Source organism: Clostridia bacterium, from assembly GCA_017410375.1.
GTDB lineage: Bacteria > Bacillota > Clostridia > RGIG6154 > RGIG6154 > RGIG6154.
Window position 1 is genome coordinate 23360 of record JAFQQW010000001.1, and the last position, 24856, is coordinate 48215.

Genomic DNA, 24856 nt, shown 5'->3' on the forward strand with positions numbered 1-24856 from the left:
TCGCCGGCGTCAGAATCCATGATTGTTCTCCTTCTGTATTATTTGCACCTATTATACCAAATCTTTGTGTATTTGTCAAGTAAATAATAAAAATAATGCCGCGGCGAGGTTTAAAAACAGTGCAATCGGGACAAGCCAACGGAATCGTGCCTTTGAAACCTTGTGGTGGAAGGCAATCATGCCCGAGGCGGCACCTGCTGCGCCACCTAAGAATGCAACTGTTAAAAGCATAGCCTCGGAAATGCGCCAGACATTATTTTTTGCACGCCATTTGTCAATGCCGTACATCAGAAAAACAATGGCGTTCCATGCCATAACAAGAATGAATATATTCATTTTTTCTCCTTTAAAAAGCGGTTGCCTGTCGGCAACCGCTTAAATCGTATTTACGCTTTGTTTACAGAACCGAACAGTTCCATCTTTTCTTTAACGGTAGCCTTGATTGCTTCAAAGCCGGGTGCAAGTAATTTTCTGGGGTCAAAGCCTTTGCCCTGTAAATCCTTGCCTTCTTCGATGTACTTTCTGGTAGCTTCCTGGAAAGAGAGCTGGCATTCGGTGTTTACATTGATTTTGGAAACACCGAGAGAAATTGCTTTCTGAATCATGTCAGCGGGGATGCCTGTACCACCGTGGAGTACCAAAGGCATGATACCGGTCTTTTCCTGAATTTTTGCCAGAGCATCGAAATCCAGACCTGCCCAGTTTGCGGGGTACTTGCCGTGGATGTTACCGATACCTGCTGCGAGCATATCAACACCGAGGTCTGCAATCAGCTTGCATTCGTCGGGGTCTGCCACTTCGCCTGCACCTACAACGCCGTCTTCTTCGCCACCGATAGAGCCAACTTCTGCTTCAACAGACATGCCCTTTGCGTTTGCAAGTGCGATGATTTCTTTGGTCTTTTCAATGTTTTCTTCGATACCGTAATGAGAACCGTCAAACATTACGGAAGAGAAGCCTGCTTCGATAACCTTTTTTGCACCCTCATAGGAGCCATGGTCTAAGTGAAGTGCTACCGGAACAGTAATATTTAATTCTTCAATCATACCTTTAACCATGCCAACAACGGTGGTGTAGCCACACATGTATTTGCCGGCCCCCTCAGAAACACCGAGGATTACGGGAGAATTCATTTCCTGTGCTGTGAGCAGAATTGCTTTGGTCCATTCTAAGTTGTTAATGTTGAACTGACCTACTGCATATTTGCCTTCTTTTGCTTTTTTAAGCATTTCGCTTGCGGATACTAACATAATCTTATGCCTCCTAATTTTTTCAATATATACCTATTATACAATTTTTGACTGCATCTGTCAAGATATTTCGTTTAAAGCATTCAAACTTTCTTCCCATTCGAGCATGGCATCTTCTAAAGCACAGCTTTTTTGGTTCAGCTGTTCGGTCAGCTCGTTAAGCTTGCCGTAGTCGGTGGAAAGGGAAGGGTCAGCGATTTGATTTTCCAGCGCCTCGATTTGTTGCTCTAAATCGGCAATCTGTTCTTCTGCACGTTTGACTTTTGTGGCAAGCTTGCGCTTTTGACTTTCCAGTTCTTTGTTTAAGCGGTACTGTTCACCGCCGCTCTTAACCTTTTTCTCAGGCTCTGCCGAAATGGTTTTGGCGGTTTGTTCCAGATAGTATTCATAGTTTCCGCCATAGCTTTTTAAACCATCAGGGGTAAGCTCTGTGATGCGTGTGGCAAGCTTTTGGATAAAATAACGGTCATGCGAAATAACAAACAGTGTGCCGTCATATCCCGCGAGGGCTTTTTCCAAAGCTTCCTTTGAGGGAATGTCCAAATGGTTTGTCGGCTCGTCCAAAAGCAAAAAGTTTGCTTTGGACAGCATAAGCTTGGTTAAGGAAACCCGCGCCCGTTCGCCACCGCTTAAGGTGCTTATGGGCTTAAAAACGTCCTCACCCGTGAACAGAAACGCTGCCAATGCACAGCGGATGGTGGTGTTGTCTAAGGTGGGCTGTGCGTCGGAAATTTCGTCGAAAATGGTTTTTTCGGGGTCTAAATCTGCCTGGTGCTGGTCGTAATAGGCAATCTCGACCCGGCTTCCGCGCTTGATATGTCCGCGGTCGGGCTTGAGCTTTCCCGTAAGCAGATGAAACAGGGTGGATTTTCCACATCCGTTTGCGCCAAGCAGAAACACGGTTTCTCCCTTTTTGATTTCCATATTTAAATTCTGAAACAGCGGAACGCCGTCAAAGCCTTTGGCAAGGTCAATCACATCCAGCACATCATTTCCGCAACCCTCGCGGATGGTAAAGCGGAATTTTATGCTTTTTTCAATTTCCTCCGGGGTAATCAGACCTTCTTTGATGCGGTCAATAACCTTTTGCTTGCTTTCGGCTGTTTTGATGTTGCGTTCCCGATTCCATTGCTTTTGCTGGGTGATAATGCCCTCAAGTCGGGCGATTTCTTTGGTTTTTAGCGCATATTCTTTGGCGATGGAGGCTTCCTGCAATTCTTTTTCTGCGCGGTATTTGGAATAATTGCCCCGATATTCCCGAAGCTTATGGTGGGAAATGTCAAAGATACGGTTGGTGGTTTTGTCTAAGAAGTAGCGGTCATGGGTGATGAGCATAACCGTTCCCTTGTAATTGCAGAGGAAATTTTCCAGCCAGGTAATGGCAGAGATGTCTAAGTGGTTTGTGGGCTCATCTAAAAGTAAAATGTCTGCCTTTTCCAGAAGCATGCGTGCCAGACAAGCGCGAGTGCGCTGTCCGCCGCTTAATGCAGTCATGGGCAGACGCATTTCTTCCTCCGAAAAGCCTAAGCCCTGCAGAGCCGTAACGGTCAGATTTTTATAAATTAAGCCGTCCTCTGCGATGAATTGGTTGTTTAAGCGGTCATAGCGGGCGATTTTTTCGGGAGAATGGTCATTTTCCAGCTCTTTTTGTAAAACGGCAAGCTCAGCTTCTAAATCCAGAAGATGTGAAAACGCACCAAAAAGCACCTCGTCATAGGCGTTTCTTTCCGATTCCACCCGGGCGAACTGCTCCATATAACTGATTTTTAACTGTCTTGCTTTATAAATTTCCCCTTCGTCGCAGGTGTAATCCTCGGTCAGGATTTTAAAAAGCGTAGACTTTCCGGCGCCGTTCATGCCAAGGATGCCGATTTTATCGCCTTCCTCTACATTGAAAGATACGTTTTCCAATATCTGTTCGGTGCCGAATGCTTTTGAGATGTGGGATGCACTGAGTAATACCATATTTTTTACCTCACTTATCTGTTAGTATAGCATATTTTGCGAAAAAAAGCAATATGTATAAGAGAGGTGAAAGCATGATTTTTGTGTTTAAGAAAAAACAGATTTTAGCGCTTTGTTTTGGAATCGCGGTACTGATGAGTGCTTTTTGCGGTGCATATATGATGCTTGCAGGCGGTGCGGTTATGACTTCTAAAACCGATTGGGGACTGGGATACGGTGAAAACGGCAGTCCGCCTACAGGCAATTCCACGCCTGCGGAATTGGAAAAATACGATGCCTACTATGTGGGGGATACAACCAAAAAGAAGGTGTACCTGACCTTTGATGCGGGCTATGAAAACGGCTATACCGCGCGCATACTGGATGTTTTAAAAAAGCATGAGGTGCCTGCAACTTTTTTTCTGGTAGGCAATTATATGGATACGTCGCCTGAGCTGGTCAAACGCATGGCAGAAGAGGGACACCTGGTGGGCAATCACACCTTAAGTCATCCGGATATGTCCGCCATTTCGGATGAAGAAAGCTTTAAAAAGGAGCTTTTGGGACTGGAGGAAAAGTATAAGGCGATTACAGGTAAGGAGATGCAGAAAATCTACCGACCACCCCAGGGAAAGTTCAGCACAGACAATCTGAAGATGGCAAAAAAGCTCGGTTATAAAACCTTTTTCTGGTCGCTGGCATATGTGGACTGGATTGTGGACAATCAGCCCACTTCAGACTTTGCGTTTTCCAAGCTGATTCCGAGAATGCATAACGGTGCGATTGTGCTTTTGCATTCTACCTCCCAAACCAATGCGGAAATTTTAGATGAACTGCTGAGTAAGTGGAAAGAAATGGGCTATACCTTCGGAAGTCTCACGGAGTTTTAAAAAGGAGTTTACTTTCGTCTCTTTTTGTGGTACAATAGATAAAAACGTGAGGGGAGACAAATTATGAAAATTTACATAACGCGCCACGGGCAGGTGTGTCCCACGGAATTTTTCGGGAGTGCGGATTTCCCGATGTTTGATATCCCGCTGAGCGAATTGGGACAGAAGCAGGCTGTGTGTTTGGCGAATGCTTTAAAAGAAAAAGGCTTTAAGGGTAAGATTTTTTCCTCGCCTTATCGGCGTACTATGATGACTGCAGATGCGGCAGCAAAGGCGTGCGGTGTGCCCATTTTGCCGGAGCAGGCGCTTCGGGAAATTCTGAAAACCGACGAGGGTGCACAGGAATTTGAGGGAATGACCTTAGAGCAACTTAAAACAGAGTTTCCGGTGGTAGCAGAGGATGCCACCCTTTCGTATCCTTGGTGGAACAATTTTAAAGATACCAGAGAAGCGGTTATAAAGCGTGTGTCTGATTTTTGGGAGTCGCTTTTACAAAGCGGGGAACAAGAGGTGCTTTTGGTCGGACACGGTGCGTCTGTGTTTGGCTCGGTATACTATTTGAACCAAAAATATGGCTTGGGCTTTCCCGATGACGGGGATGTGCTGGGCGATTATCTGGGAGACCATGGCCTAAATTGTGCCCTTTCCTATGTAGAAACAGATAAAGACGGTAATTTTGTGTGCGGTGAATTTTTTAGTACTGCGCATCTTACCGAGGATATGCTTACTTCCAATCCGAAGCACAAGGAACGCCCTGAGTGCGTGAATAAATAAAAGAAGCAACGCAAACGCGTTGCTCCTTTTTTATTCACCAATTAATTTTACGGTTTGATAGGTGTGCTTAACAGCAGGCAGGAATTTTTCTAAGATATCTGCCGTTTTGATTTTCAGGCTTGCGGTGTTTACACAAGGATGACAGCCGAGGTATTCGTCTTTTAAAATATCTTCGTCAATTAAAAGCACCACATGGTTGTCCTTGTCGTTCATCAGCCCCATAACACTTACTGCACCCGGTTGAATGGAAAGGTATTTCTCCATCGCCTCTGCATCTGCAAAGGATAGACGCGCACTGCCGATTTGTGCGGAAATTTCCTTGGTTTTAAAGGGCTTGTCTCCCGGCATAAGCAATAAATAAAAGTTGGTTTTCTGTCGGTTGCACAAAAATAAGTTTTTGCACATAGTAACTTCAAGTGCCGCATCGACTGCACGGCAGGCTTCCATGGTGTCTGCCTGCGCGTGGTCTAATTGCGTGTAAGGTATGCCGAGTTTGTCCAGAAAATCATATACATGTATTTCGGTATCAAGACGTCCGCTTACATTTTCGGGACGCCCCTGATGTAATGTAGAATCTGTCATAAAATCCTCTTTATTCCTGCGTTTTCAAGCTGTATTTTGCTTTATATTCTTTGTAAAGCTCTTCGAAAGCTTCTTCGTGATGAATGTTGTGAATGTATTCGTGCGAGCCAAAAGAGTCATTTTCGATTTCCAGCAGGCAGGCTGCGATGTTGGAGCAATGGTCGGAGGCTCTTTCACAGTTGGTGATGAAATCCGAGAAGATAAAGCCCAGCTCGATGGTGCAGTTGCTGTCCTGCAGACGCTTGATGTGATTGCTCTTCATCTTGTACTGGAGCTTGTCGATAATCTGTTCCAAAGGCTCAATGCGGGCTGCAAGAGAAAGGTCGTTTTCAATCAGCGCAATGCTGGTCATTTCGATGATATCGGTTACAGCGGTTGCCAGAATGGTGATTTCGCGGTTTGCTTCTTCGGAAAATTCGATTTTCTTTTCATGCATTTCTTTTGCCACCGCCACTAAATTAACGGAGTGGTCGGAAATACGTTCGATGTCACCTACCACATGCAGAAGCTTTGCAACCTCACGGCTATGCTCTACCGAAAGCTTTTGTTCGGAAAGTCTTACAAGATAACTGCTCAGTTCATCCTCGTAACGGTCAACTAAATTTTCTTTTTCGCGGATTACGGTGTCCTGCTTTTCGTTATAGTTGTTCATTAGTTGTAATGCATCCGAAAAACCGTCCTTGGTCAGCACAATCATGTCCATAATCAGATCACGGCACTTTGCAATTGCAAAGGACGGGGTGGACAAAAAGCGAACGTCCAGGATGGAGAATGTATTGTCTTCTTCTGCTTTTGCCTTTTCTTTGAAGGTTTTGATTGCAAACACCTCGAACATTTTGCTGAAGGGAAGCAATAAAACAGAAGAGATAATATTAAATACAGTGTGGAAAATGGCGATGTTTAACGGGTTTGCCATGTAGTCTTTTTCCATAAAGCCGAAGGGAACAAACATTGCAATCAGATAAAAAAGTACCAAAAATACTATTACACCGACAATTTTAATGTAGAGACAAGCTGTTGCGACGCGCTTTGCATTGGTGTTGCCGTTGATTGCGGAAATAATCGGGGTAATGGTGGTACCGATGTTCTGGCCGAGTACAATGGGGAATGCTACCGCAAACGGAATCGCACCGGTCAGGGACAATGCCTGCAAAATACCAACCGAAGCCGATGAGGACTGGATGATTGCCGTAAGTGCGGTACCGATAAGAACGCCTAAAATGGGATTGCTGAAGGTAACCATCAGGTCTTTAAACCATTGTTCCTTGCCAAGACCGCTCATCGAGTCGCTCATAATGTCCATACCGAACATTAAAACGGTAAAACCAATCATGATCAGACCGATGTTTCTATGCTTGTCCTTTTTGGACATCATCATCATAAATACAGCGACGATGCCCATGATGGGGGTAAAGGATGAGGGCTTGAACAGTTTGATGATGGTGGTTGCACCTTCACCGATGTTGGTTAAGCTCACCAACCATGCGGTAACGGTTGTGCCGACGTTGGCACCGAAAATAATACCGATGGACTGGGACAAAGTCATAATTCCCGAGTTTACGAAACCAACCAGCATAACGGTGGTTGCAGAAGAACTCTGAATAATGGCTGTTACAAAAAAGCCTAAAAGAAAGCCTTTATACTTGTTGGAAGTCAGCTTTGCCAAGATGGATTCTAACTGGCCGCCTGAAAGCTTTTTTAAGCCGTTGCCCATTTCGTCCATGCCGTATAAAAACAGAGCAAGACCGCCGATGAGTGTTAACACGCTAAAAATATCCATATAACGCCTCCTGTATGGGTTGATTTTTATGTAAACAAAGTGAATTTCTTTGGAATATTCGGATTTAAAAATTTGGCCCGCCCGGATGGGCGGGCCGCTTAAATTTACAGACTGTATTTTGCTTCGAATTCTTTGAATTTTTCTTCGAAATGTTCTTTATGATGTAATTTGTGCAGATATTCGTGGGTGCCGAAGGAATCGTTTTCCACTTCAATCATGCAAACTGCAATGTTGGAGCAGTGGTCTGCAATGCGTTCAAAGTTGGTAATCAAATCGTTGAACACAAAGCCGGTTTCAATGGTGCAGTCGTTTTGCTGCAGACGCGCAATATGACCTTTTTTCAGCTTATATTTCAAGCCGTCAATAACCTGTTCTAAAGGTTCAATCTGTGCGGCAACTGCAAGGTCGTTGTGTTCGAAAGCGGTTGCGGTCAATCCGATGATTTCCCGGATTGCATTTGCCATGGTCTGAATTTCCCTGCGACCTTCTTCAGAAAATTCCACTTTCTTTTCATGAATTTCTCTTGCGGAGTCTACTAAGTTTACAGCATGGTCGCTCATGCGCTCAAAGTCGCCGATGGTGTGCAGTAAGCTCGAAATCTGGTGGCTGTCTTCATAGTTTAAGCTGTGGCGGCTCAGTTTAACCAAGTAAGTGCCAAGCTTGTCTTCAAAAGTGTCCACTTCATTTTCTAAGGCTTCGATTTCTTCTGCTGCGGCATCTGTAAATTTAGAGCCAAGCAGGTCTAACGCCTTGCTTAAGGATTCTGTAGCAATATGCATCATCTTTAGGGTTACAATTTTAGATTGCTGAACAGCAACTGCAGGTGTTTCCAGTAAACGTTCGTCTAAGAGCTGGATTTCGTTTGCAGTATCCTTGTCCTTGATAACAAAGTATGCCAGCTTTTCCAGCTGCTTTGTGAAAGGAATCAGGAGCAGGGTTGTGAATAGGTTGAAGATGGTGTGCACGGTCGCAATGTCGGCAGGATTCATGACATCATCGTAAAATGCGAAGCCGACAAGGTTATGAATGGTATAGAACAGTACCAGAAATGCGACGGTGCCGATGATGTTAAAGCTTAAATGCACAACAGAAACACGTTTTGCATTACGGTTTGCACCGATTGCGGAAATAATTGCTGTGATACAGGTACCAATGTTCTGACCCATGATAATCGGGATTGCATTGGAGTAGTATACAGCACCTGTAGAGCAGAGTGCCTGCAAAATACCGACCGAAGCCGACGAGGACTGGATGATTGCTGTAAGCAATGCACCGGTCAGCACACCCAGGAGCGGGTTGGAGAACATAACTAAGATTTGGGTAAAGGTTTCGCTTTCCTTTAAAGGTGCTACGGCGCCGGACATCATTTTCATACCGTACATCAAAACGGTAAAGCCCAGCAAAATGTTACCTACATCTTTGTGCTTTTCTTTTTTGCTGAAAGAAAGTACGATGCCGATGGTTGCGAAAATCAATGAGAAATTTTCGGGTTTTAACATCTGCATTAAAAAGCCGTCACCTTCAATGCCGGACAAGCTTAAAAGCCAGGCGGTTATGGTGGTACCGATGTTGGCACCCATGATTACTCCGATAGACTGTGAAAGAGACATCAAACCGGAGTTTACAAAGCCGACAACCATAACGGTTGTGGCGGACGAGCTTTGGATTACTGCGGTAACCAAAGCACCGAGTGCAACGCCTTTTAAACGATTGGAGGTTAAGTTTTCCAAAATGGATTTTAAACTGCCACCACCTCGTTTTTCCAGGCCGTCGCCCATTACATTCATACCGAACAGGAACATACCCAAGCCACCAAGCAGCTTTAAGATGTTTAAGATTACTTCTGTGTTCAAAATTGCTTCCTCCTCAAATTTGTTTTTTGTTGGTTCTTTGTCGTTGGTTCAAATTTGTTGGTTCAGTTGGTTCAATTTTGTTGGTTCAGTATTTATATGAACGCATTTCTGCGTTGTTTTATCATTGCTCGAAATACCTCATTATGATTATACCAAAAAGTGATTACAAACAAATTAAAAAAGTGTTACAAAAATATGAAATTGTATAGGAGGAATTGAAAACAGCAGAATAATATGGTAAAATTGTAATGGAGGGGATAACCATGTACAGAGTTTGTATCCCGGTAAACAACAGAAAGTATACCGAAAAAGAGTGGGACTCTCTTATAAGAGATTTTCACCGTACGATTTTGCGGTTATTACATTATATAAATAAAGAAGGAGTTTAAAATGAAAAAAGCGTTAGTGTTAGAGGGTGGCGCAAGCCGCGGCTATTTCTCGGTGGGTGCCATGGACGTTTTAATGGAGCAGGAAATCTGGCTCAATTACTTAATTGGTGCTTCTGCAGGGATTGCCAACGGTGTTTCGTATGCCTCGAAGCAAATCGGCAGAGGGTATCGCATTGGCACCGAGTTTATGCAGGACCCGCGATATATGGGTAAAAAGCATCTGTTGAATCCTAAAAACAGAAGCTTATATAATATGGATTTTGTGTTTAACGAGCTGCCCAACAAGCATCTTTTGTATGATTACGAGGCATTAAAGGCATTTGGTGAGGATGTGTATGCAGTAGTAACCTCCTTAGAGAGCGGAAAGGCGGAATATCTTTCTGTTTCGCCCGAGGATAAGGAAAATAAAAGCATTCTTGCCAGCTGTGCGCTTCCGATTCTGTTTCCGCCCATTGAGGTGAACGGCAAAAAATACATGGACGGCGGTATTGCAGACCCCATTCCCGTAGAAAAAGCATTAAAGGACGGCTGTGAAAAGGCGGTTGTGATTCTGACCCGTGAGCGTTCATATGTGAAAGAGGAAGAAAAGGCGTTAGGGTTGGCGGCACTTATGTACAGCAAGTATCCGAAATTTGCCGATACCGTAAAAAAACGCACAGAGATTTATAATCTGGCACACCAAAGAGTGTTGGATTTAGAGCGCAAAGGCGAGATTTTTGTGCTGGCACCCGAGGATACAAAGGCATGGGGCAGAACCGACAGCGACCCCGAAAAAATAAAGCAAATCTATAACGAGGGTCGGGAAGTGGCAACTAAAAATTTAGAAAATTTAAAAAAATATCTTGAAAAATAAAAATTTTTTAAATTTTTAAAAGGAAATGAAGAGGAAACGACGAATACTATACAACGAAGAAGAAAGGCGGTGGGTCCAATGAAGAGTGAAGAACAAATTTCAGTTTCGGAAATGTTTGCGTCTTTGTGGAATGCAAAGGATACCGCCGACGTGAACGCCTGAATACCGAAACCGAAAACAGAAAAAAGTAAGGCGGAAGCATACAAAGTAGAATACCGATTGTAAAAGCTTAAAATGAGTTCGGTTCGCCATGATGCGAGAAGATGCGAAATACGCGGAGCGAAAAGATGAAGGTCATGTAAGCAATAGGAAAAGAAGGAGAAAAGCCTTTTGGTGTCGGATGTGTCAGGACAAACGACAGAGAAGTAAAGGCAAATCGGTATAAAGAATCCAAATGCATGCGAGAAAATTAAATATAGATTTTTAAAAAGAATGTTTTGAATATGCCAAATTTAAAATGGCAAGAAAAGGCAGGACGGTCCAAAAAGATAGTTCAAATAAAAGCTGACTTACTTTGTAAGTCAGCTTTTTAGTTTATCCCTTGACAAGAAAAGGTATAAACAATATAATGAATAAAGAGGTGATTTGTTATGCAAAAGCAAAGGGTTGAAATCAAAAAGGATGGTTTTTATTTAAACGGTGAGCCTTTTTATTTGGCATCAGGGGACGTACATTATTTCCGCATTCATCCGTCTGCATGGCACAGACATCTTATGCTTGCAAAAGAGTTCGGACTGACTGCCATTCAGCTATATGTACCCTGGAATCTGCATGAGCCTCAAAAAGGGATTTACGATTTTTCAGGAATGCTGGATTTACCTGCATTTTTGAAGATGGCAGCGGATTTTGGATTTAAAATTCTGCTTCGACCTGCACCGTATATCTGCTCGGAGTGTGATTTCGGTGGATTGCCGTCCTGGCTTTTGTTTGACGAAAAGGTCAGAATCAGATGTGCCGAGCCAACCTATCTTTTACATATAAAGGACTACTATAAGGTACTGATGGAAAAGGTGCGTCCGTACCTGTTTACCAACGGTGGCCCGATTATTATGGTTGCTCTGGAAAACGAATACGGTGGCAGTGGCTATGATTTGACCTATATGGAATACTTAAAGGATTTACTGACAGAGCTTGGGGTAGATGTGCCTTTTTATACCACCGACGGATCGCCTACACAGTTGCATATGGGAAGCCTGCCGGGTGTGTTTATCGGCTCAAACTTCCGCTCTAACCCGGGCGAAGGCACGCGTTTTGCAGACTTTACCGAAAAGGATTATCCTGATTTTCCGTATTTTGTGGGTGAGCTTTGGTCAGGCCGTGCCATTTACTGGGGCGAGCCGTATCAGAAAAGAGATCCCGTGCCCACAGCACAGTCGTATGCCGAGTGCTTAAAGCGCGGATTTGTGAATTTTTATATGTTTTCGGGCGGTACGAATTTCGGATTCTTTCCGGGTGCTTTGCGCGGAAAGTCTTTCACACCGCGCCCCGAAACGCCAATCAGATACATTTCCCATGTTACAAGCTACGATGAAGATGCATTGGTTTCGGAAAACGGCTTGCCCACCGAAAAATACTATCTTTGCCGTGCGGAACTGGATAAGCACCTCGGCAAACCGCAACGAAACGACCGTGCTCTGCCCTTTGCATATGAAACACAGGCGCTGACCATTCCCTTTAGCCACATGGCACGACTGTTTGACAATTTGGATGTACTCACCACTGCTGAAGCGGAAACGGTTGCTCCCGAAACCATGGAATATATCAAGCAAATGCACGGCTTTACCTTATACAGCACTGAGGTGCAGGGCTGGAACAGCGGATGGAAGCCGCCTCTGCATTTTGAGGGGATACGTGACCGTGCAACCGTTTATGACGGGGAAACCTATTTGGGTGCCGTGGAAAGAGAACGGGAAAATGAGACGATATACTGGGATGCGGACAACAGAACGGGGACTTTAAATATTCTGGTTGAGTCGCTGGGCCGCATCAATGGCGGTGTGGATTTAGACAATGACAAAAAAGGCATTACCCGTTATGTAAAGCTTGCCGATGCAAAGCTTTATCATTGGAAAATGCGCGCGTTGCCTATGGATGATATTTCAAAGGTGCGGTATCAGTCTTTTTCTGCGGATAAAATCACCGAAAATGACCCCTTGTTCTACAAAGCAACCTTTGATGCAAAAGCGGGTGTGGATACGTTCCTTGATATGAAAGCTTTCGGGCACGGCTTTGTGTGGGTTAACGGCTTTAATATCGGTAGATTCCGGAGCATCGGACCCCAGTACACCTTGTATGTCCCGGGCGGATTGCTGAAGGGAAAGGACAATGTGATTGAAGTGCTGGATATCCAACCCAAAAAAGAAAACACCGAAATTCACGGTGTATTGGAACACAATCTTGAAAATTAAAAAAGAGTTAAGGCAATTGCCTTAACTCTTTTTTTCTGTTAAATCTTTTACGAGTGCAAGTATGTGGTCGGATTGCTTCGGTGTTAGCTGTTCTATTTCTGTTAAAAGTTCTTTTGTTTTTTGCGGGGATTGGTCGTGGGTGTTGAAAAATTCTGCAGGCGTTATGCCGAAAAATTCGCAGATGTAAAAGAAACCCGTGAGAGATGGAAGTGTGCGTCGGTTTTCGATTTTGTTTATATAACTCTCGCTTTGACCCAAAGACAAGCTCATATCCCTTGCCGACACATTTTTCTGCAATCGCAGTTCGGTAATCCTTTTATAAAACCATTCAATATAATCCATTTCATACACCTCCATATATAGTATAACGCTATGTTGTTGCAAAAATACGGAATAAAAAGATATATTTTTCTTGACAAACGGAAAATAAAGATGTATAATGTGGTTGTTAGGGAAAATAAGTCTTTAGAATATCGACGAGGAGGAATTGGCGTGAAGAAAATAGGAAAAATTGCAGTGGGTATTGTTGTTACAAGCATGGTGTTACAAAGTGTGGCTCTTGCCACTACTTCAGAAAACACATTGTATGTAAAAGAGAAAGGTAATACCGAGATGGTAGTAATGTACACAGATTATGCAATGCATACTGGTATGGAACAACTGCGAAATTATGGTATTATTTCGGGAGATCCGGACGGAAATATGAGACCGTATAGTTTTATTACCAGAGCGGAATTTTCAAAAGTACTTTGCAAAATGCTGAATATTGAACCGACTGATACATCGGTGGCACTATTTGGAGATGTAACAGAGGAGGATTGGTTTTGTGAATATGTAACTACTGCTTTTCGGAGCGGTATTGTTGAAGGATGCGACAATGGTAATTTTGAGCCGGAAAGAGAGGTTACCTATGGAGAGGCACTTAAAATGATTGTTTCTGCCATGGGATATGCATCTGAAGCAGAACAGATGGGTGGATACCCGTATGGGTATGCAAAGGTTGCCGGTCAGCTCGGCATAACAAATGGCTTGGATTATGCATTAAGCTTACAAGTAAAGCGCCATCTTGTTTTTGAAATGCTTAACAACGCGATGGATGTACCTTTTATGCTGATTGATGCGAACGGGAAATTTGTGATTGCGGATGGAATGGATGGTTCGCAATATGTGACATTCCGAAGTAAAATCACGGGACAAACAACAAGAAATGACGCGCACTAAATGCATATAAAAAGAAAAATCGCAGAAATGCGATTTTTCTTTCGTTAAAATATTTCTTTTAATTGTTCGATGTTGGATGCGCCGACGATGGGAAAGAGGGGGAACGGACTTTGTTGCTCTAAGCGTTCCAATGACAGCTGCATCACCGTTTTGCCGGTCTCTTTGGAAAGGTCGGCAAGCTCGTTTGCAAGATTTTTGTTCTCTTCGTTCAGATACTCCCTTTGGGTGCCGGGCGGAATGGTGCCCTGCAGAAACTTGTTAAAAAAGCCTTTTGCCTGCGAGGAATAGGCGAAAACCGGAATTTGGGATTCCTTGTAAAAGGCAAATTCTGTTTCGTTCATCAAAACTAAAGTGTCGTCAGGGTGTCCGTTGTGTTTTGCGATGTTGTAAAGGATAGAGCTTGCCACAATCGGCTCTAATCCGTGTGCTGCGGCATACTCGTTTGCCTCTTTGATGCGTTTTCCTGTCCAGTTGGATGCGCCCCAGTGACGGATTTTTCCTTCCTTTATAAAACTGTTTAAGGTTTCTACAATTTCGCCGACCGGAAGAGCGGTATCGTCCCGATGCAGATAAAGCAGGTCGATGCAATCGGTCTGAAGTTCTTTTAAGCTGGTATTTATATCAAAGGAAAGCTCTTCTTTAGAAAGACGACCTTTGTGCATGTCCGAAAGAGGCGGATGCCCTGCCTTGGTGGCAACAAACATTTTGCCTTTTAAATTTCTGTCCTTTAAATAGCGGGCGATAAAGCCTTCGCTCTTTTCGGCGCAGTATAGGCGTGCGGTGTCTAAAAAATTACCGCCCTTTTCTACATAATAATCTAACAACTGATAAGAAACCTCATCCGATAAGCGAAGTCCCACACTGTCGCATCCAAAAACGGGCGAAGTGATTTCCATATTTAAAAAAGTTTTTTTCTGCAACATTTAATGGCTCCTTTTCTGTTAATAAAATAAAATCTGCAAAAAGATTATTTTTTTAGTCGGTCAAAAAATTCCTGTCTGGTCATAAAAGTGTTTAATGCACCTAAGAATGCGGTGGGAGACAGGGAGTGTGGCAAATGTAGTTCTTTTAAAAGGGCTTGCCGTTTTTGTGTGGCATCGGGTGTGCCCGATAGGCCTGCGGCAAACAAATCGGCTTTCGTGATTTCGTCTCCTGCTTTGCGTTCGGTGCAGCCGGCGCGTTTTAAGGCGGTCAGAATCACATCGGCAGGCACGCCCTCCACCCCTAAAAGTCCTGCTTTGCCCGGCTGTGCTTTTCGCTTTTCCTTACCGGCAATTTCGGGAATGTACGCATTTTTAATGCGATCGGGCGGCACCATCTGCAAAAGATGCTTACGGATTAAAAATCCACCGGAATCCGAGTCGGTCAGAATGATAATGCCCCTTTCTTCGGCATATCGCTTGATTAGTAAACGCATTTCTTTGTCTTTGAAAATCCGAAACCCGTTTACTGCAATAACGGTACCGTCTATGACAGAGTCCAGTTTGATTTTGTCATACTTGCCCTCGACCAAAATTACTTCATTGATTTTCATATCTCTATTTTAATATAGGAAGAAAAGGATGTCAAGGGATTATGTGAAAACATTTAATTTTGTATTAGGGAGGAAGATGAAAAACAGGAGTATTTTTCGATAGTTTTTGCGTATTATTTATATATACTTATGGAATTGTTTCCTTTATAATAATTATAAAGAAGCTGTTTAAGCAGGAGGGGTATTATGAAAAAGTTTTGGATTGTAAACAACAATGTGTGTGAAACTTGCTTTGATATACTTAAAAAATGTGCAGACAGAGTTTTGAAACGCAGAGGCTGTGCGCTTTCGGATGATACTGATGCGTATAGCATAAGCGTTTCGGTAGATGAAGCACTTAAAGATGAAAGATACATCATTGATTTTTCGGAAAACGGTGCAATGGTGCGTGCGGCGGATAAATGTGCTGTTTTTGCGGCATTTGGCGTGCTTTTAACAGAAAGCAAGTTTGACGGCAGAGGCGATTTTGTGCCTGCACCTTGCGGAAAACAGATTGATTTTACACCCAAGAAAAAGGTAAGATGTATTTATTTTGCATCCCATTTTCATAATTTTTATCATATGGCACCTATCGAAAAAGTTTACGAGGTGTTGGAGGACATTGCCCTTTACGGTTGTAACTGTGTGCGTGTGTGGTTTGATATGCACCACTACAATGCGGTGGAAGATGCCGATGCGCAGGCAATGATTCAACGTTTGAGACAAATTTTAAAATATGCAAACACCATCGGTATGTATGGTATGCTTGCAGGCCTTTCCAACGAAGGCTTTAATTCTTCGCCCGAGCATTTGCGTGCCGATTGGTGGAAACAGGGCAAATATAAAAGAGATATTTTCCATTATCACAGAGAAATCTGTCCTTCCAAACCGGGCGGTCTTGAAGAAATTTTAAAAGAAAAACGTCAGGCTTTAGAGCCGTTTAAAGACCTTGACATTCGGTATGTCGGTTGCGGTCCTTATGACCAGGGCGGTTGTACCTGTCCCGAATGTGAGCCGTGGGGAATAAACGGATATCTTAAAATATATCCTGCCTTTAAAGAAATGCTCAAAGAGGTTATGCCCAACGCAAAAGCAACCCTCGGTATGTGGAAATTCAATGAATTTATCGACGGTGAATGGGAAGGTTTTGTACCGCTTCTCGGTTCCGAACTTTTGAAAGATGTTCCGTTTTATGCGGCATATTTCCCGAACGGACAGCTTGTGCCTTGTCTGGAGGAAAGCGGTATGGTTGGTAAAGTGAATTTTATGGAGTTTTCCGAAATCAGTATGTACAGCTGTAAACCCTGGGGCGGATTTGGTGCAAGCTTGCTTACCGGCTATATGAAAAAAGTAAAAGAAAAGAGCGAACACATTTTCAGTGGTGGTATTGCTTATTCCGAGGGCATCTATGAAGATGCCAACAAGTTCATCATTCTTTCGGCATATTCGGGACGATATGAAAATCCCTATGATGCGATAAGAGATTATGTGAAAACAGAATTTTGTTGCGAAGATGAAGAATTGTATCAGGCGGTTATTAAAACCGAAACAGGTCTTGCAAGAACGTATGACCCCACCTTACCGCCTCCGCGCCGTTGCGTGATTCACGATACGAGCGATGTGGAATTTGTGTACAACACTTTCCAAAAATACAATAAAATCCTGCCCGAAAACATTACAAAATCACGCAAATTCCGTCTGTTTTATTTAAGAGCAGTTATCGACTACGCACTGATGCACAATGATTTTTATGTTAAGGGTTCGGAGGAATGTATTAAAGCAATGCAAGAGGTGGACGACATTTATTATGTATGTGACGAAACCTCGGGCAGTGTCCGCACACCTTTGGACAGAGAAACTTATACCGAATTATTCTGATTTAAAAGCCGTGACCTATGTCACGGCTTTTTGTGGTCATTTTTTACATTGTTGGTTTATTTTTGTAGGATGCGGAGAATGCGTTGAAATAATTTTTTGAAAATGGTATAGTGAAACAAAGGGGGAGATTATATGAAGCTGAACAGAGAAATGTATTTAGATAAAGTCCGTGCCTGCTGGACGGGTAAAAACATCGGCGGCACAATGGGTGCGCCCTTTGAACGCAAAACCGATATTTTAGATATTACAGGTTATACGACACCCAAAGGCGCTCCGCTTCCCAATGATGATTTGGATTTGCAGTTAATCTGGCTTACCGCAGTAGAAGATTTCGGCATCCGAAACACGACGCCACACGTACTCGGCAACTATTGGCTGGATTATGTAACAGGTCTTTGGAATGAGTACGGTGTCGGCATGGCAAATATGAAGATGGGCTTGCTTCCGCCCTACTCGGGAGAATATAAAAACGATTTTTGGAAGCATTCCAACGGCGCGTGGATTCGCACAGAAATCTGGGCGTGTCTGTTTCCCGGATTCCCAGAGCTTGCCGCACAGTATGCGTATCACGATGCGTGTGTGGACCACGGAATGGGCGAAGGTACTTATGCCGCAATGTTTGTAGCGGCTTTGGAAAGTGCGGCGTTTTTCGAAAAGGATATTCGGAAATTGTTAGAGGTCGGCTTATCCTTTATTCCGTCCGATTGCAGAATGGCACAGGCTGTAAATTTGGTTTGTGATATGTATGACCGAAAAGAAAACTGGACAGACACACGAAATGCTCTTGTAAAACTTTGCGAAGATTTGGGCTGGTTTATGGCACCTGCCAATGTGGGCTTTGTGATTTTAGGTTTGCTTTATGGCGAAGGTGACTATAAAAAATCTATGCTGTATGCCATTAATTGCGGTGATGATACCGATTGTACCGGCGCAACCATCGGTTCCATTATGGGGATTATGAGTGGTATGGATTGCGTGCCCGAAGATTGGGCGGAATATATTGGCGATTCCATTGTATCGGTTGCCATTGACCATTCGTTTTTGCGCCGTTGTGAAAGTGTAACCGAATTGACAGACAGAGTATACAAGCAAGTGCCGTCCTGCTTAATGGCTTACGGCATTTATATGGAATATACCGATGGAGAAACCGAGTGCGAAGAATATAAGTATACACCTTATCGTGCAACTTTGCCGTTGCCCATATCGGGGTATGCCGTTTATTTTCCCGATATGGTGCACGCATTGGTGTTTGCGGAACTGGATAAAGCTGAAATTGCGCCGGGTGAGTCGGTAAATATCACATTTAAAGTACAAAACCGCAGAGCGGATTATAAACAGATGCGTGTACAGCTGCAATTGCCCGAAGGTTGGACGGCAGATAAAACAGAAGCGTCGGTTTATGTGCAACATTGGGCATCCGAACAGGAAAGATTGGGTGAAACCACTATAAAAGTAACTGTGGGCGAAACAGTAAATGCAGAAAATAAAATTTATGCGAAAGTTTCGTTCACCGGCAGACCTTTTGAGACGATTCAGCCTATTTATGTATTTGCCAAATCAGATTGTAAAGCATTCTATTAAGAAAGAACCCGTATAGACGGCTTTTTCTGTCATTCTGAACGAAGTGAAGAATCTCATAAGTATAGCAGATATGAATAGGTGAGAACAACTCTCCGCGGGAATACAATGACAGCAAGCTGTCATTTGCATAACTTCGACTAACCAAAATAAATTTTGGAGTCTCATTTAACTCTGCATTTCGCACTTTTTGGAGTGTCCTTGACACAAACCAAAAAGTTTGCGCATTCGAGAGACGGCGGTTCAACTTACTTCGTTCCTTGGCTGTCTAAACGAACACGCTGTGCGTGTTCTTCTTCCGCGCGGAGGCGACAAAACAAAAAGGCACCCGAAATGGGTGCTTTTTTGTTTTGAAGATAACGTGTGATTTTGATACAATTTTTGGGGCGGTGCAAAATGCACCCAGATTATTTCACTGTGAAATAATCTTTTAATAATTGTAATTTGAGGTGTAAACTATCGAAAAGGAAAATGAAATTCTATGTAGGCGTTTTTTTGTTTGGCATACCTTTAAAGCAGGATGAGAAATCGGATAAAAATTAAAAAGCAATTTTGGATAGGTGGAAATGCATTGCAGTAGTTTACAAATGGGAAAAACTATGCTAAAATGAAGATGCGAAGATGAAAAAGGAGAGAGCTTATGATACATGTGTTGAATATCTATCACTGCGAACGAAAAATTACAAACGAGAGCTGGGGAAAGGCGAATGCGTTGTTTGTTTGCCGCATGTATTATGTGAACGCCGGGAATGCAGTGATTCAGCTTGAAGGCAAAACCTACGCCTTAACAGCAGGTAATCTTTATTTCATGCCACAAAGCAGCAAATTTAATCTGATGGAAGCCAATGACTTTGATTTTACCTGCTTTGATTTTTCATGTACACCCCTTTTACAGCGCAACAGCTTTATAGAACTGCCGGGCACTTTTTGTGGGCTGAATCATTTTTTTGAATTTGTCAATCAGGCACAGCATTATGTAGGGTATCGTAACTGCGCACATGTTTATAGTGGAGGATTAAGTCGTGAAGCGGAGCGTAATCTGCTGAAAACAATTCTGACTATTCTTGAAGATAATACGGAATTACCCTTTATCAGAAATGTTACTATAAACCGTGCATTGGAAATTATCATAAATAATCTTTTTGAAGTAACTGTCAAATCTCTGGCGCAGGAATTACATGTCACAGAGGGTTATTTTATTCATTTGTTTACACGCACTATTGGTATTTCGCCTATGAAATATATAAGAAGATTAAGACTTGCCGAGGCAGAGGATGTTCTCCAAAAAGGTATGAGTGTAGCAGAAGCGGCAGAAAAATGCGGATACAGCAATCCGAATGCACTTTGGAAAGCCATACGGCGTGAGTACGGTTGCACGCCAACAGAGTTAAAACTAAAATGAAACGTGGAGCATTTTTGGAGAGATTTTGGTCAGTGCAGGAAATTTACAAATATTTGTGGATGTGATACACTTAAATTGTTAGAACAGTTTTCAAAACAAATAAAGGAGGATGAATCATGAAAAAACTGTTAGCACTGTTGCTTACTTTTGTTTTTACTTTGTCCTGTGTGCCCGTTTTTGCGGCAGAGCAGGTGTCAAGCACCGATAGCAAGAGTGGTGAAATTGCAATTGAAACTTACGAGCTTACCGGCGAATGGAAAAGCTCTACTCACACAGGCTTAAAGCATCAATGGACAGCAACTACCGGTAACACCGCAACCTTTAAGATTGAAGGCATAAAGGCAGGTAATTATGAAGTGGATTACTGGCTGATTGCCCATAAAAACGATGGTGTAACAGCAAACTTTGCGGTGAATCACAACGGAAAGACAGACGGTGCGTCGGTTATCATCAAGCAAAACGGCGAGCCGATGGAAAGCGGTTGGGTAAACCTTGGCGTGTACGATTTTGCGGTAGAGGGCGACCAGAATGTAACCCTTATGTGTCAAAAAGGCAACGTGCGTGCAACTAAAATCCGTTTAGTGCCCACCGATAAACCGGTAACCGAAAGCAAACCGGTTGCAGAGCCCAAAAAGGAAGAAGTAAAAGAAGAAGTAAAGGAAGAACCAAAAACCGCAGCACCCGACGGTGCTTCGCTTACCGAACAGATTACGGTAACACCTTCGGGCGAATGTACAATAGAAGGCGGTTGGAAGTTTTCGCAGGCGGTTCCCGGTCCTATGACCAAAGCTCCTGCATCCCTTTGGATTGCGGCAGGCGAAACTGAAGCAAGTGTTACATACAAACCGCAGTTGAACACCGTAGGTGATGTTCGTATTTCGGTTTATATGCTTTACTGGCACGTAAATCAGGTGTCGGATGTTAAATATGAAGTGCATCACAACGGCAAAGTGGACGAAATTCATTTGAATCCTGCAAGCTATACCGAAAATCAATGGGTAACTTTAGGCTCTTTTGATTTTGCAGGTAAGCCTGAAGAAGAATTTGTTAAGCTTGTAACCATGCCGACTGCAGATGTTAAAGGCAACACAAGAGCATCTACCATTATGTTTGAAGTGTTAAACAGTGAAACAGGTGGCTTGTGGCAGACCGTTTATGTAACACCTTTGGAAGATGCCTACACAAAATTGGTTGCAATGGTGCCTTTGGATAAATTTGACGACATGGTAGGGCATTGGGCAAACTATGATGTGGAATATATGGCAAATGAAGGATTGGTTTCGGGCGTAGCAGGAGGCGTTTTTGACCCCGAAGCACAAATCACAAGAGCTGAATACATCACCATTTTGGACAGAGCAATGGGTTATGAAGCGGTTGCAGGCGAATCCTATGCAGATGTTGCGCAGGATGCCTGGTACGCACCTTATGTTGCAACTGCAAAGGCAAAAGGTTTGCTTAACGGTCTTCCGACAGAGGACGGTTTTAAACCCGAACAACCCATTACCCGTCAGGAAATGGCACTTTTCACTTATAATGCAATCAAGCAAATCGGAAAGAATGACGAATGGCTTTCTGACTTGCCTAACGGTTGGGAAAACTTTACCGATACCGATTCGGTTTCGGATTGGGCAACCGATGCACTCAAATACTTGATTCAGACAGGTATTATCAAAGGTACCTCCGACACAACCGTTTCAGCACTCGACAATGCAACAAGAGCACAGGGCGCGGTTATCTTAAAGCGTTTTATGCAGATGTTTGTCTGGGCAGGACCGCCGACAGACGAAGAATGGGTGCTTACATTTAATGATGAATTTAACGGCACCGAAATGGATTGGAGTATCTGGAAATCTGCGGCACAGTCGCCCGCATCGCTCCTTTCGTCCAGATGGCCCGAAAACGCAGTTGTAAAAGACGGCAATTTGAATCTTGAAGTCAGAAGAGAACAAAGAGGCGGCAAAGAATGGACCGCAGGCTCGGTTTGGGTACGTCCCGAAGTGTTCTCGCAAAGCTACGGTTATTGGGAAGCACGGTATAAAATAGCAGAATGCTCCGGTATTAACAACTCCTTCTGGATGACAACCGGCAGCACAAAATTGCCCAATACCGGATACAGATACGAGCTGGATGTAAACGAGGGACATTATCCCAATATCATGAACACCAACTATCACAGATACTATGAGGACGGCACCAAGAAAACATATTCGGAAAAAGAAAGCTCTGTATATGATTTGTCCGTAGATTTCCACACCTATGCCCTTGAGTGGAACGAAGATAAGCTGATTTATTATTTAGATGGTAAAGTGGTTGCGGAAAAAGTTAACGAAAATGCATCTTGGCCGACCTACCCAATGCTTTCTTCTGCAGTACTTAACTGGGCAGGCTCAATTCCGGACAGCATTGACAAAACTGCACAGGTTGTAGATTATGTACGTATCTGGCAGCGTCCCGATAAGGTCAATGACCCCAATTACACCGTTTTTGGTACACCCGTAGAAGTAGAAGATGAAACCGAAGAGAAAGAAGAAAATGTTGTTCCCGCAGTTACGGTTGCAGAACAGCCAGTAGATAACACCACCTATGAGGGTGAAATCATCATCCCGGGCGTAACCGAAGGCGAATGGAAAACCTCTACCTCTTTTAAGAACTATGACGGTACAAAGGAACATTTGTGGACAAATGTGGCAGGACTCAAATCTACATACCCCTTAGCAGAGGTACCCAAAGGCAAGTATAAGATTTATATGTGGCGCATGCCTCATAAGAACAACATCGGACAGATGGACATGATTTTAACCCAGGATGGCAAGGATGCTTTAGCCGGCTCTATGGCGTTAAAGATTAAGGACGGTGAATCGGCAGAATTTGGCTGGATTCTTTTGGGTGAGCATGAGCTTACCGGGGACAAAAATGCGTCGGTAAATTACACTTGTACCGGCCAAAACTGCAGAAACACAGCTATAAAATTGGTTCCTGTCAAATAATGAAAGTGATGACTGAAATTTCGGATATTCCGCTTGTCTTTATGCGTGGCGTAAAGCTTGAAGGACAGGATATAGATGATAAAGAATAATTTTGAAACTTAATCCGGAACGAATGATTACAAATAATAGAATTTTCTAAAATTGAAAACATTCTTAAACACCGAATATGGTGGTATGTTCCATGATGGCTCGCTGAATTTGATTCAAGAGGCGGAAAACTATATGATGAACGATAACATCTGGCATGAAGGACCACGTAAAAGTTCAACAGGTCCTTTAGCCGATACAGAAATTTTCGACAGAAGCAAAGGATAATTTGTAACATGAAAAAATATAATTTGATTGTAGTAGGCGGTGGAATATCAGGAATTGCGGCAGCAGTAAGTGCGGCACGCGAAGGCATGAAGGTTCTCCTGGTTGAAAAATTCGGTTCTTTAGGCGGTGCGATGTCAAACAGTTTGGTATATCCTTTTATGGCGAACAATTACGGCCCAAATAAAGTACAGCTATCGCGCGGTATTTTTGAGGAAATGACACAACGTAAAGAAAAGTATAACGATACTTCCTGGGAATGTTATAAGTTTGTTTTTGATGATATGATAACAGAAGCAGGGGTTGATGTACTGTTTCACGCAACTGTTTTTGATGTGAAAAAAGAAGGGCGATTGCTTAAAAGTGTATTTGTTGCAACAAAATCAGGTGTTATGGAGATTGAGGCTGATTACTTTATAGACGCTTCGGGTGACGGAGAATTGATTGCCATGGCAGGTTGTGATTTTCAGCTTGGAAGAGAAGCAGACGGCTTGAGTCAGCCTATGACTACCTGTTTCAGAATGAGTAATGTTGATATCGAACAGTTCAACCAGGATAAAGAAATGCTGCAGGAAAAATATAAACAAGCTCGCGAAGAAGGCAGAATTTCAAATCCAAGAGAAAATATTCTTGTATTTTTAGGAGTTGGGGAAGGTATTGTACATTTTAATACAACAAGAATAGTAAAGCACAGTCCTGTTGAACCTTTTGAGGTGAGTCTTGCAGAAATAGAGTCTCGAAAACAAATATGGGAAATTGTGAGCTTTTTAAAGGAAAATTCTAAGGCTTTTAAAGATAGTTGTATTATTTCTATTGCAAGCCATATAGGGGTGCGTGAGAGCCGTAAGCTTAAAGGAGAATATATTTTGACAGTGGACGATTTGATGCAGAAGGTTTCCTTTGAGGATACAATCGCATTAGGACGCCGCGGTATAGATATTCACAGTCCCGACGGTACCGGCACCTATACATACAGCTTTAAGCAGGATGAATATTATCAAATTCCGTACCGCTCACTATTGCCGAAGGAATTTGACAATATGCTGGTTGCAGGAAGATGCCTTTCTGCAGAGCACGCTGCACATTCTGCAGTACGCATTATGCCCATTTGTGCGTGTATGGGTGAAGCGACAGGTATTGCGGTAGCAGTAGCAGCTGAAACAGGAAAAAATGTACATACGATTGATGTTAAAAAGTTAAGAGAAAAGCTTACCGAAAAAGGCGCCGTTCTGGAGGTGTAAT

At 43.2% G+C, this 24856-nt stretch carries 20 protein-coding genes; 11 read left to right on the forward strand and 9 right to left on the reverse strand.

Translation table 11 applies throughout. From position 1 onward, the window contains the following. Positions 1-75: 75 nt before the first annotated feature. The 3 genes from IJE10_00105 to IJE10_00115 are packed head-to-tail and all read right to left on the reverse strand — an operon-like array spanning position 76 to position 3215. The gene (locus tag IJE10_00105) at positions 76-336 is read right to left on the reverse strand and encodes a DUF1294 domain-containing protein (protein MBQ2966508.1); all 261 of its coding nucleotides are present in this window, start codon (positions 334-336) and stop codon (positions 76-78) included. A 50-nt stretch (positions 337-386) separates the two neighbouring features. Then, a complete protein-coding gene (gene fba / locus IJE10_00110) occupies positions 387-1250 on the reverse strand; it encodes a class II fructose-1,6-bisphosphate aldolase (GenBank protein ID MBQ2966509.1) in 864 nt (287 codons plus the stop codon). 60 nt (positions 1251-1310) lie between these two features. Then, positions 1311-3215: an ABC-F family ATP-binding cassette domain-containing protein gene (locus IJE10_00115; GenBank protein MBQ2966510.1), complete on the reverse strand. Its 1905-nt coding sequence runs from the start codon at positions 3213-3215 to the stop codon at positions 1311-1313. A gap of 74 nt (positions 3216-3289) precedes the next feature. Here IJE10_00115 and pdaA point away from each other — a divergent pair, with 74 nt between their 5' ends. Together pdaA and IJE10_00125 are read left to right on the forward strand one after the other, a co-directional pair. Beyond that, positions 3290-4084 carry a delta-lactam-biosynthetic de-N-acetylase gene (gene pdaA / locus IJE10_00120; GenBank protein ID MBQ2966511.1) on the forward strand — a complete coding sequence of 265 codons (795 nt, stop codon included), beginning with the start codon at positions 3290-3292 and terminating at the stop codon, positions 4082-4084. A gap of 63 nt (positions 4085-4147) precedes the next feature. Then, positions 4148-4858, forward strand: a complete 711-nt coding sequence (locus IJE10_00125) for a histidine phosphatase family protein (GenBank protein MBQ2966512.1) — start codon at positions 4148-4150, stop codon at positions 4856-4858. A 30-nt stretch (positions 4859-4888) separates the two neighbouring features. Here IJE10_00125 and IJE10_00130 read toward each other — a convergent pair whose 3' ends face one another. The 3 genes from IJE10_00130 to IJE10_00140 all read right to left on the reverse strand — a co-directional run bounded on the left by IJE10_00130 (position 4889) and on the right by IJE10_00140 (position 9022). Then, complete coding sequence (locus IJE10_00130) at positions 4889-5440, reverse strand: prolyl-tRNA synthetase associated domain-containing protein (GenBank protein ID MBQ2966513.1); 552 nt, start codon at positions 5438-5440, stop codon at positions 4889-4891. Positions 5441-5450: 10 nt separating this feature from the next. Continuing rightward, on the reverse strand, positions 5451-7220 hold the full coding sequence (locus tag IJE10_00135) for a Na/Pi cotransporter family protein (protein MBQ2966514.1): 1770 nt from the start codon (positions 7218-7220) through the stop codon (positions 5451-5453). A 104-nt stretch (positions 7221-7324) separates the two neighbouring features. Beyond that, positions 7325-9022, reverse strand: coding sequence for a Na/Pi cotransporter family protein (locus IJE10_00140; protein ID MBQ2966515.1), 1698 nt, complete (start codon positions 9020-9022; stop codon positions 7325-7327). 441 nt (positions 9023-9463) lie between these two features. On the opposite strand from IJE10_00140, the gene IJE10_00145 reads away from it, so the two are divergent. Together IJE10_00145 and IJE10_00150 are read left to right on the forward strand one after the other, a co-directional pair. Then, on the forward strand, positions 9464-10315 hold the full coding sequence (locus IJE10_00145) for a patatin family protein (GenBank protein MBQ2966516.1): 852 nt from the start codon (positions 9464-9466) through the stop codon (positions 10313-10315). 590 nt (positions 10316-10905) lie between these two features. Further along, positions 10906-12723: a beta-galactosidase gene (locus tag IJE10_00150; protein ID MBQ2966517.1), complete on the forward strand. Its 1818-nt coding sequence runs from the start codon at positions 10906-10908 to the stop codon at positions 12721-12723. A gap of 21 nt (positions 12724-12744) precedes the next feature. Here IJE10_00150 and IJE10_00155 read toward each other — a convergent pair whose 3' ends face one another. Next, positions 12745-13065, reverse strand: coding sequence for a helix-turn-helix transcriptional regulator (locus IJE10_00155; protein ID MBQ2966518.1), 321 nt, complete (start codon positions 13063-13065; stop codon positions 12745-12747). Positions 13066-13215: 150 nt separating this feature from the next. On the opposite strand from IJE10_00155, the gene IJE10_00160 reads away from it, so the two are divergent. Then, entirely contained in the window at positions 13216-13944 is a 729-nt protein-coding gene (locus IJE10_00160) for an S-layer homology domain-containing protein (protein MBQ2966519.1), read from the forward strand. A 44-nt stretch (positions 13945-13988) separates the two neighbouring features. Here IJE10_00160 and IJE10_00165 read toward each other — a convergent pair whose 3' ends face one another. Further along, on the reverse strand, positions 13989-14867 hold the full coding sequence (locus IJE10_00165; protein ID MBQ2966520.1) for an aldo/keto reductase: 879 nt from the start codon (positions 14865-14867) through the stop codon (positions 13989-13991). A gap of 44 nt (positions 14868-14911) precedes the next feature. Then, complete coding sequence (locus tag IJE10_00170; GenBank protein ID MBQ2966521.1) at positions 14912-15478, reverse strand: DUF4093 domain-containing protein; 567 nt, start codon at positions 15476-15478, stop codon at positions 14912-14914. A 186-nt stretch (positions 15479-15664) separates the two neighbouring features. On the opposite strand from IJE10_00170, the gene IJE10_00175 reads away from it, so the two are divergent. From IJE10_00175 to IJE10_00200, 6 genes are all read left to right on the forward strand, one after another. Next, a complete protein-coding gene (locus IJE10_00175) occupies positions 15665-17335 on the forward strand; it encodes a hypothetical protein (GenBank protein ID MBQ2966522.1) in 1671 nt (556 codons plus the stop codon). A gap of 132 nt (positions 17336-17467) precedes the next feature. Then, positions 17468-18916 carry an ADP-ribosylglycohydrolase family protein gene (locus IJE10_00180; protein ID MBQ2966523.1) on the forward strand — a complete coding sequence of 483 codons (1449 nt, stop codon included), beginning with the start codon at positions 17468-17470 and terminating at the stop codon, positions 18914-18916. Positions 18917-19553: 637 nt separating this feature from the next. Further along, positions 19554-20315 (forward strand): helix-turn-helix transcriptional regulator, encoded by a 762-nt coding sequence (locus tag IJE10_00185; protein MBQ2966524.1) that lies wholly within the window; start codon positions 19554-19556, stop codon positions 20313-20315. A gap of 116 nt (positions 20316-20431) precedes the next feature. Then, the gene (locus IJE10_00190; protein ID MBQ2966525.1) at positions 20432-23302 is read left to right on the forward strand and encodes an S-layer homology domain-containing protein; all 2871 of its coding nucleotides are present in this window, start codon (positions 20432-20434) and stop codon (positions 23300-23302) included. 141 nt (positions 23303-23443) lie between these two features. Then, entirely contained in the window at positions 23444-23617 is a 174-nt protein-coding gene (locus IJE10_00195; GenBank protein MBQ2966526.1) for a hypothetical protein, read from the forward strand. 8 nt (positions 23618-23625) lie between these two features. Then, positions 23626-24855 (forward strand): FAD-dependent oxidoreductase, encoded by a 1230-nt coding sequence (locus IJE10_00200; protein MBQ2966527.1) that lies wholly within the window; start codon positions 23626-23628, stop codon positions 24853-24855. The last annotated feature ends 1 nt before the right edge of the window (position 24856 follow it).

Excerpts from the sequence above, each read along its gene's own strand:
- IJE10_00105 (MBQ2966508.1), bottom strand. The coding sequence starts at position 336 with ATGAATATATTCATTCTTGTTATGGCATGGAACGCCATTGTTTTTCTG.
- fba (MBQ2966509.1), bottom strand. The coding sequence starts at position 1,250 with ATGTTAGTATCCGCAAGCGAAATGCTTAAAAAAGCAAAAGAAGGCAAA.
- IJE10_00115 (MBQ2966510.1), bottom strand. The coding sequence starts at position 3,215 with ATGGTATTACTCAGTGCATCCCACATCTCAAAAGCATTCGGCACCGAA.
- pdaA (MBQ2966511.1), top strand. The coding sequence starts at position 3,290 with ATGATTTTTGTGTTTAAGAAAAAACAGATTTTAGCGCTTTGTTTTGGA.
- IJE10_00125 (MBQ2966512.1), top strand. The coding sequence starts at position 4,148 with ATGAAAATTTACATAACGCGCCACGGGCAGGTGTGTCCCACGGAATTT.
- IJE10_00130 (MBQ2966513.1), bottom strand. The coding sequence starts at position 5,440 with ATGACAGATTCTACATTACATCAGGGGCGTCCCGAAAATGTAAGCGGA.
- IJE10_00135 (MBQ2966514.1), bottom strand. The coding sequence starts at position 7,220 with ATGGATATTTTTAGCGTGTTAACACTCATCGGCGGTCTTGCTCTGTTT.
- IJE10_00140 (MBQ2966515.1), bottom strand. The coding sequence starts at position 9,022 with ATGTTCCTGTTCGGTATGAATGTAATGGGCGACGGCCTGGAAAAACGA.
- IJE10_00145 (MBQ2966516.1), top strand. The coding sequence starts at position 9,464 with ATGAAAAAAGCGTTAGTGTTAGAGGGTGGCGCAAGCCGCGGCTATTTC.
- IJE10_00150 (MBQ2966517.1), top strand. The coding sequence starts at position 10,906 with ATGCAAAAGCAAAGGGTTGAAATCAAAAAGGATGGTTTTTATTTAAAC.
- IJE10_00155 (MBQ2966518.1), bottom strand. The coding sequence starts at position 13,065 with ATGGATTATATTGAATGGTTTTATAAAAGGATTACCGAACTGCGATTG.
- IJE10_00165 (MBQ2966520.1), bottom strand. The coding sequence starts at position 14,867 with ATGTTGCAGAAAAAAACTTTTTTAAATATGGAAATCACTTCGCCCGTT.
- IJE10_00170 (MBQ2966521.1), bottom strand. The coding sequence starts at position 15,478 with ATGAAAATCAATGAAGTAATTTTGGTCGAGGGCAAGTATGACAAAATC.
- IJE10_00175 (MBQ2966522.1), top strand. The coding sequence starts at position 15,665 with ATGAAAAAGTTTTGGATTGTAAACAACAATGTGTGTGAAACTTGCTTT.
- IJE10_00180 (MBQ2966523.1), top strand. The coding sequence starts at position 17,468 with ATGAAGCTGAACAGAGAAATGTATTTAGATAAAGTCCGTGCCTGCTGG.
- IJE10_00185 (MBQ2966524.1), top strand. The coding sequence starts at position 19,554 with ATGATACATGTGTTGAATATCTATCACTGCGAACGAAAAATTACAAAC.
- IJE10_00190 (MBQ2966525.1), top strand. The coding sequence starts at position 20,432 with ATGAAAAAACTGTTAGCACTGTTGCTTACTTTTGTTTTTACTTTGTCC.
- IJE10_00200 (MBQ2966527.1), top strand. The coding sequence starts at position 23,626 with ATGAAAAAATATAATTTGATTGTAGTAGGCGGTGGAATATCAGGAATT.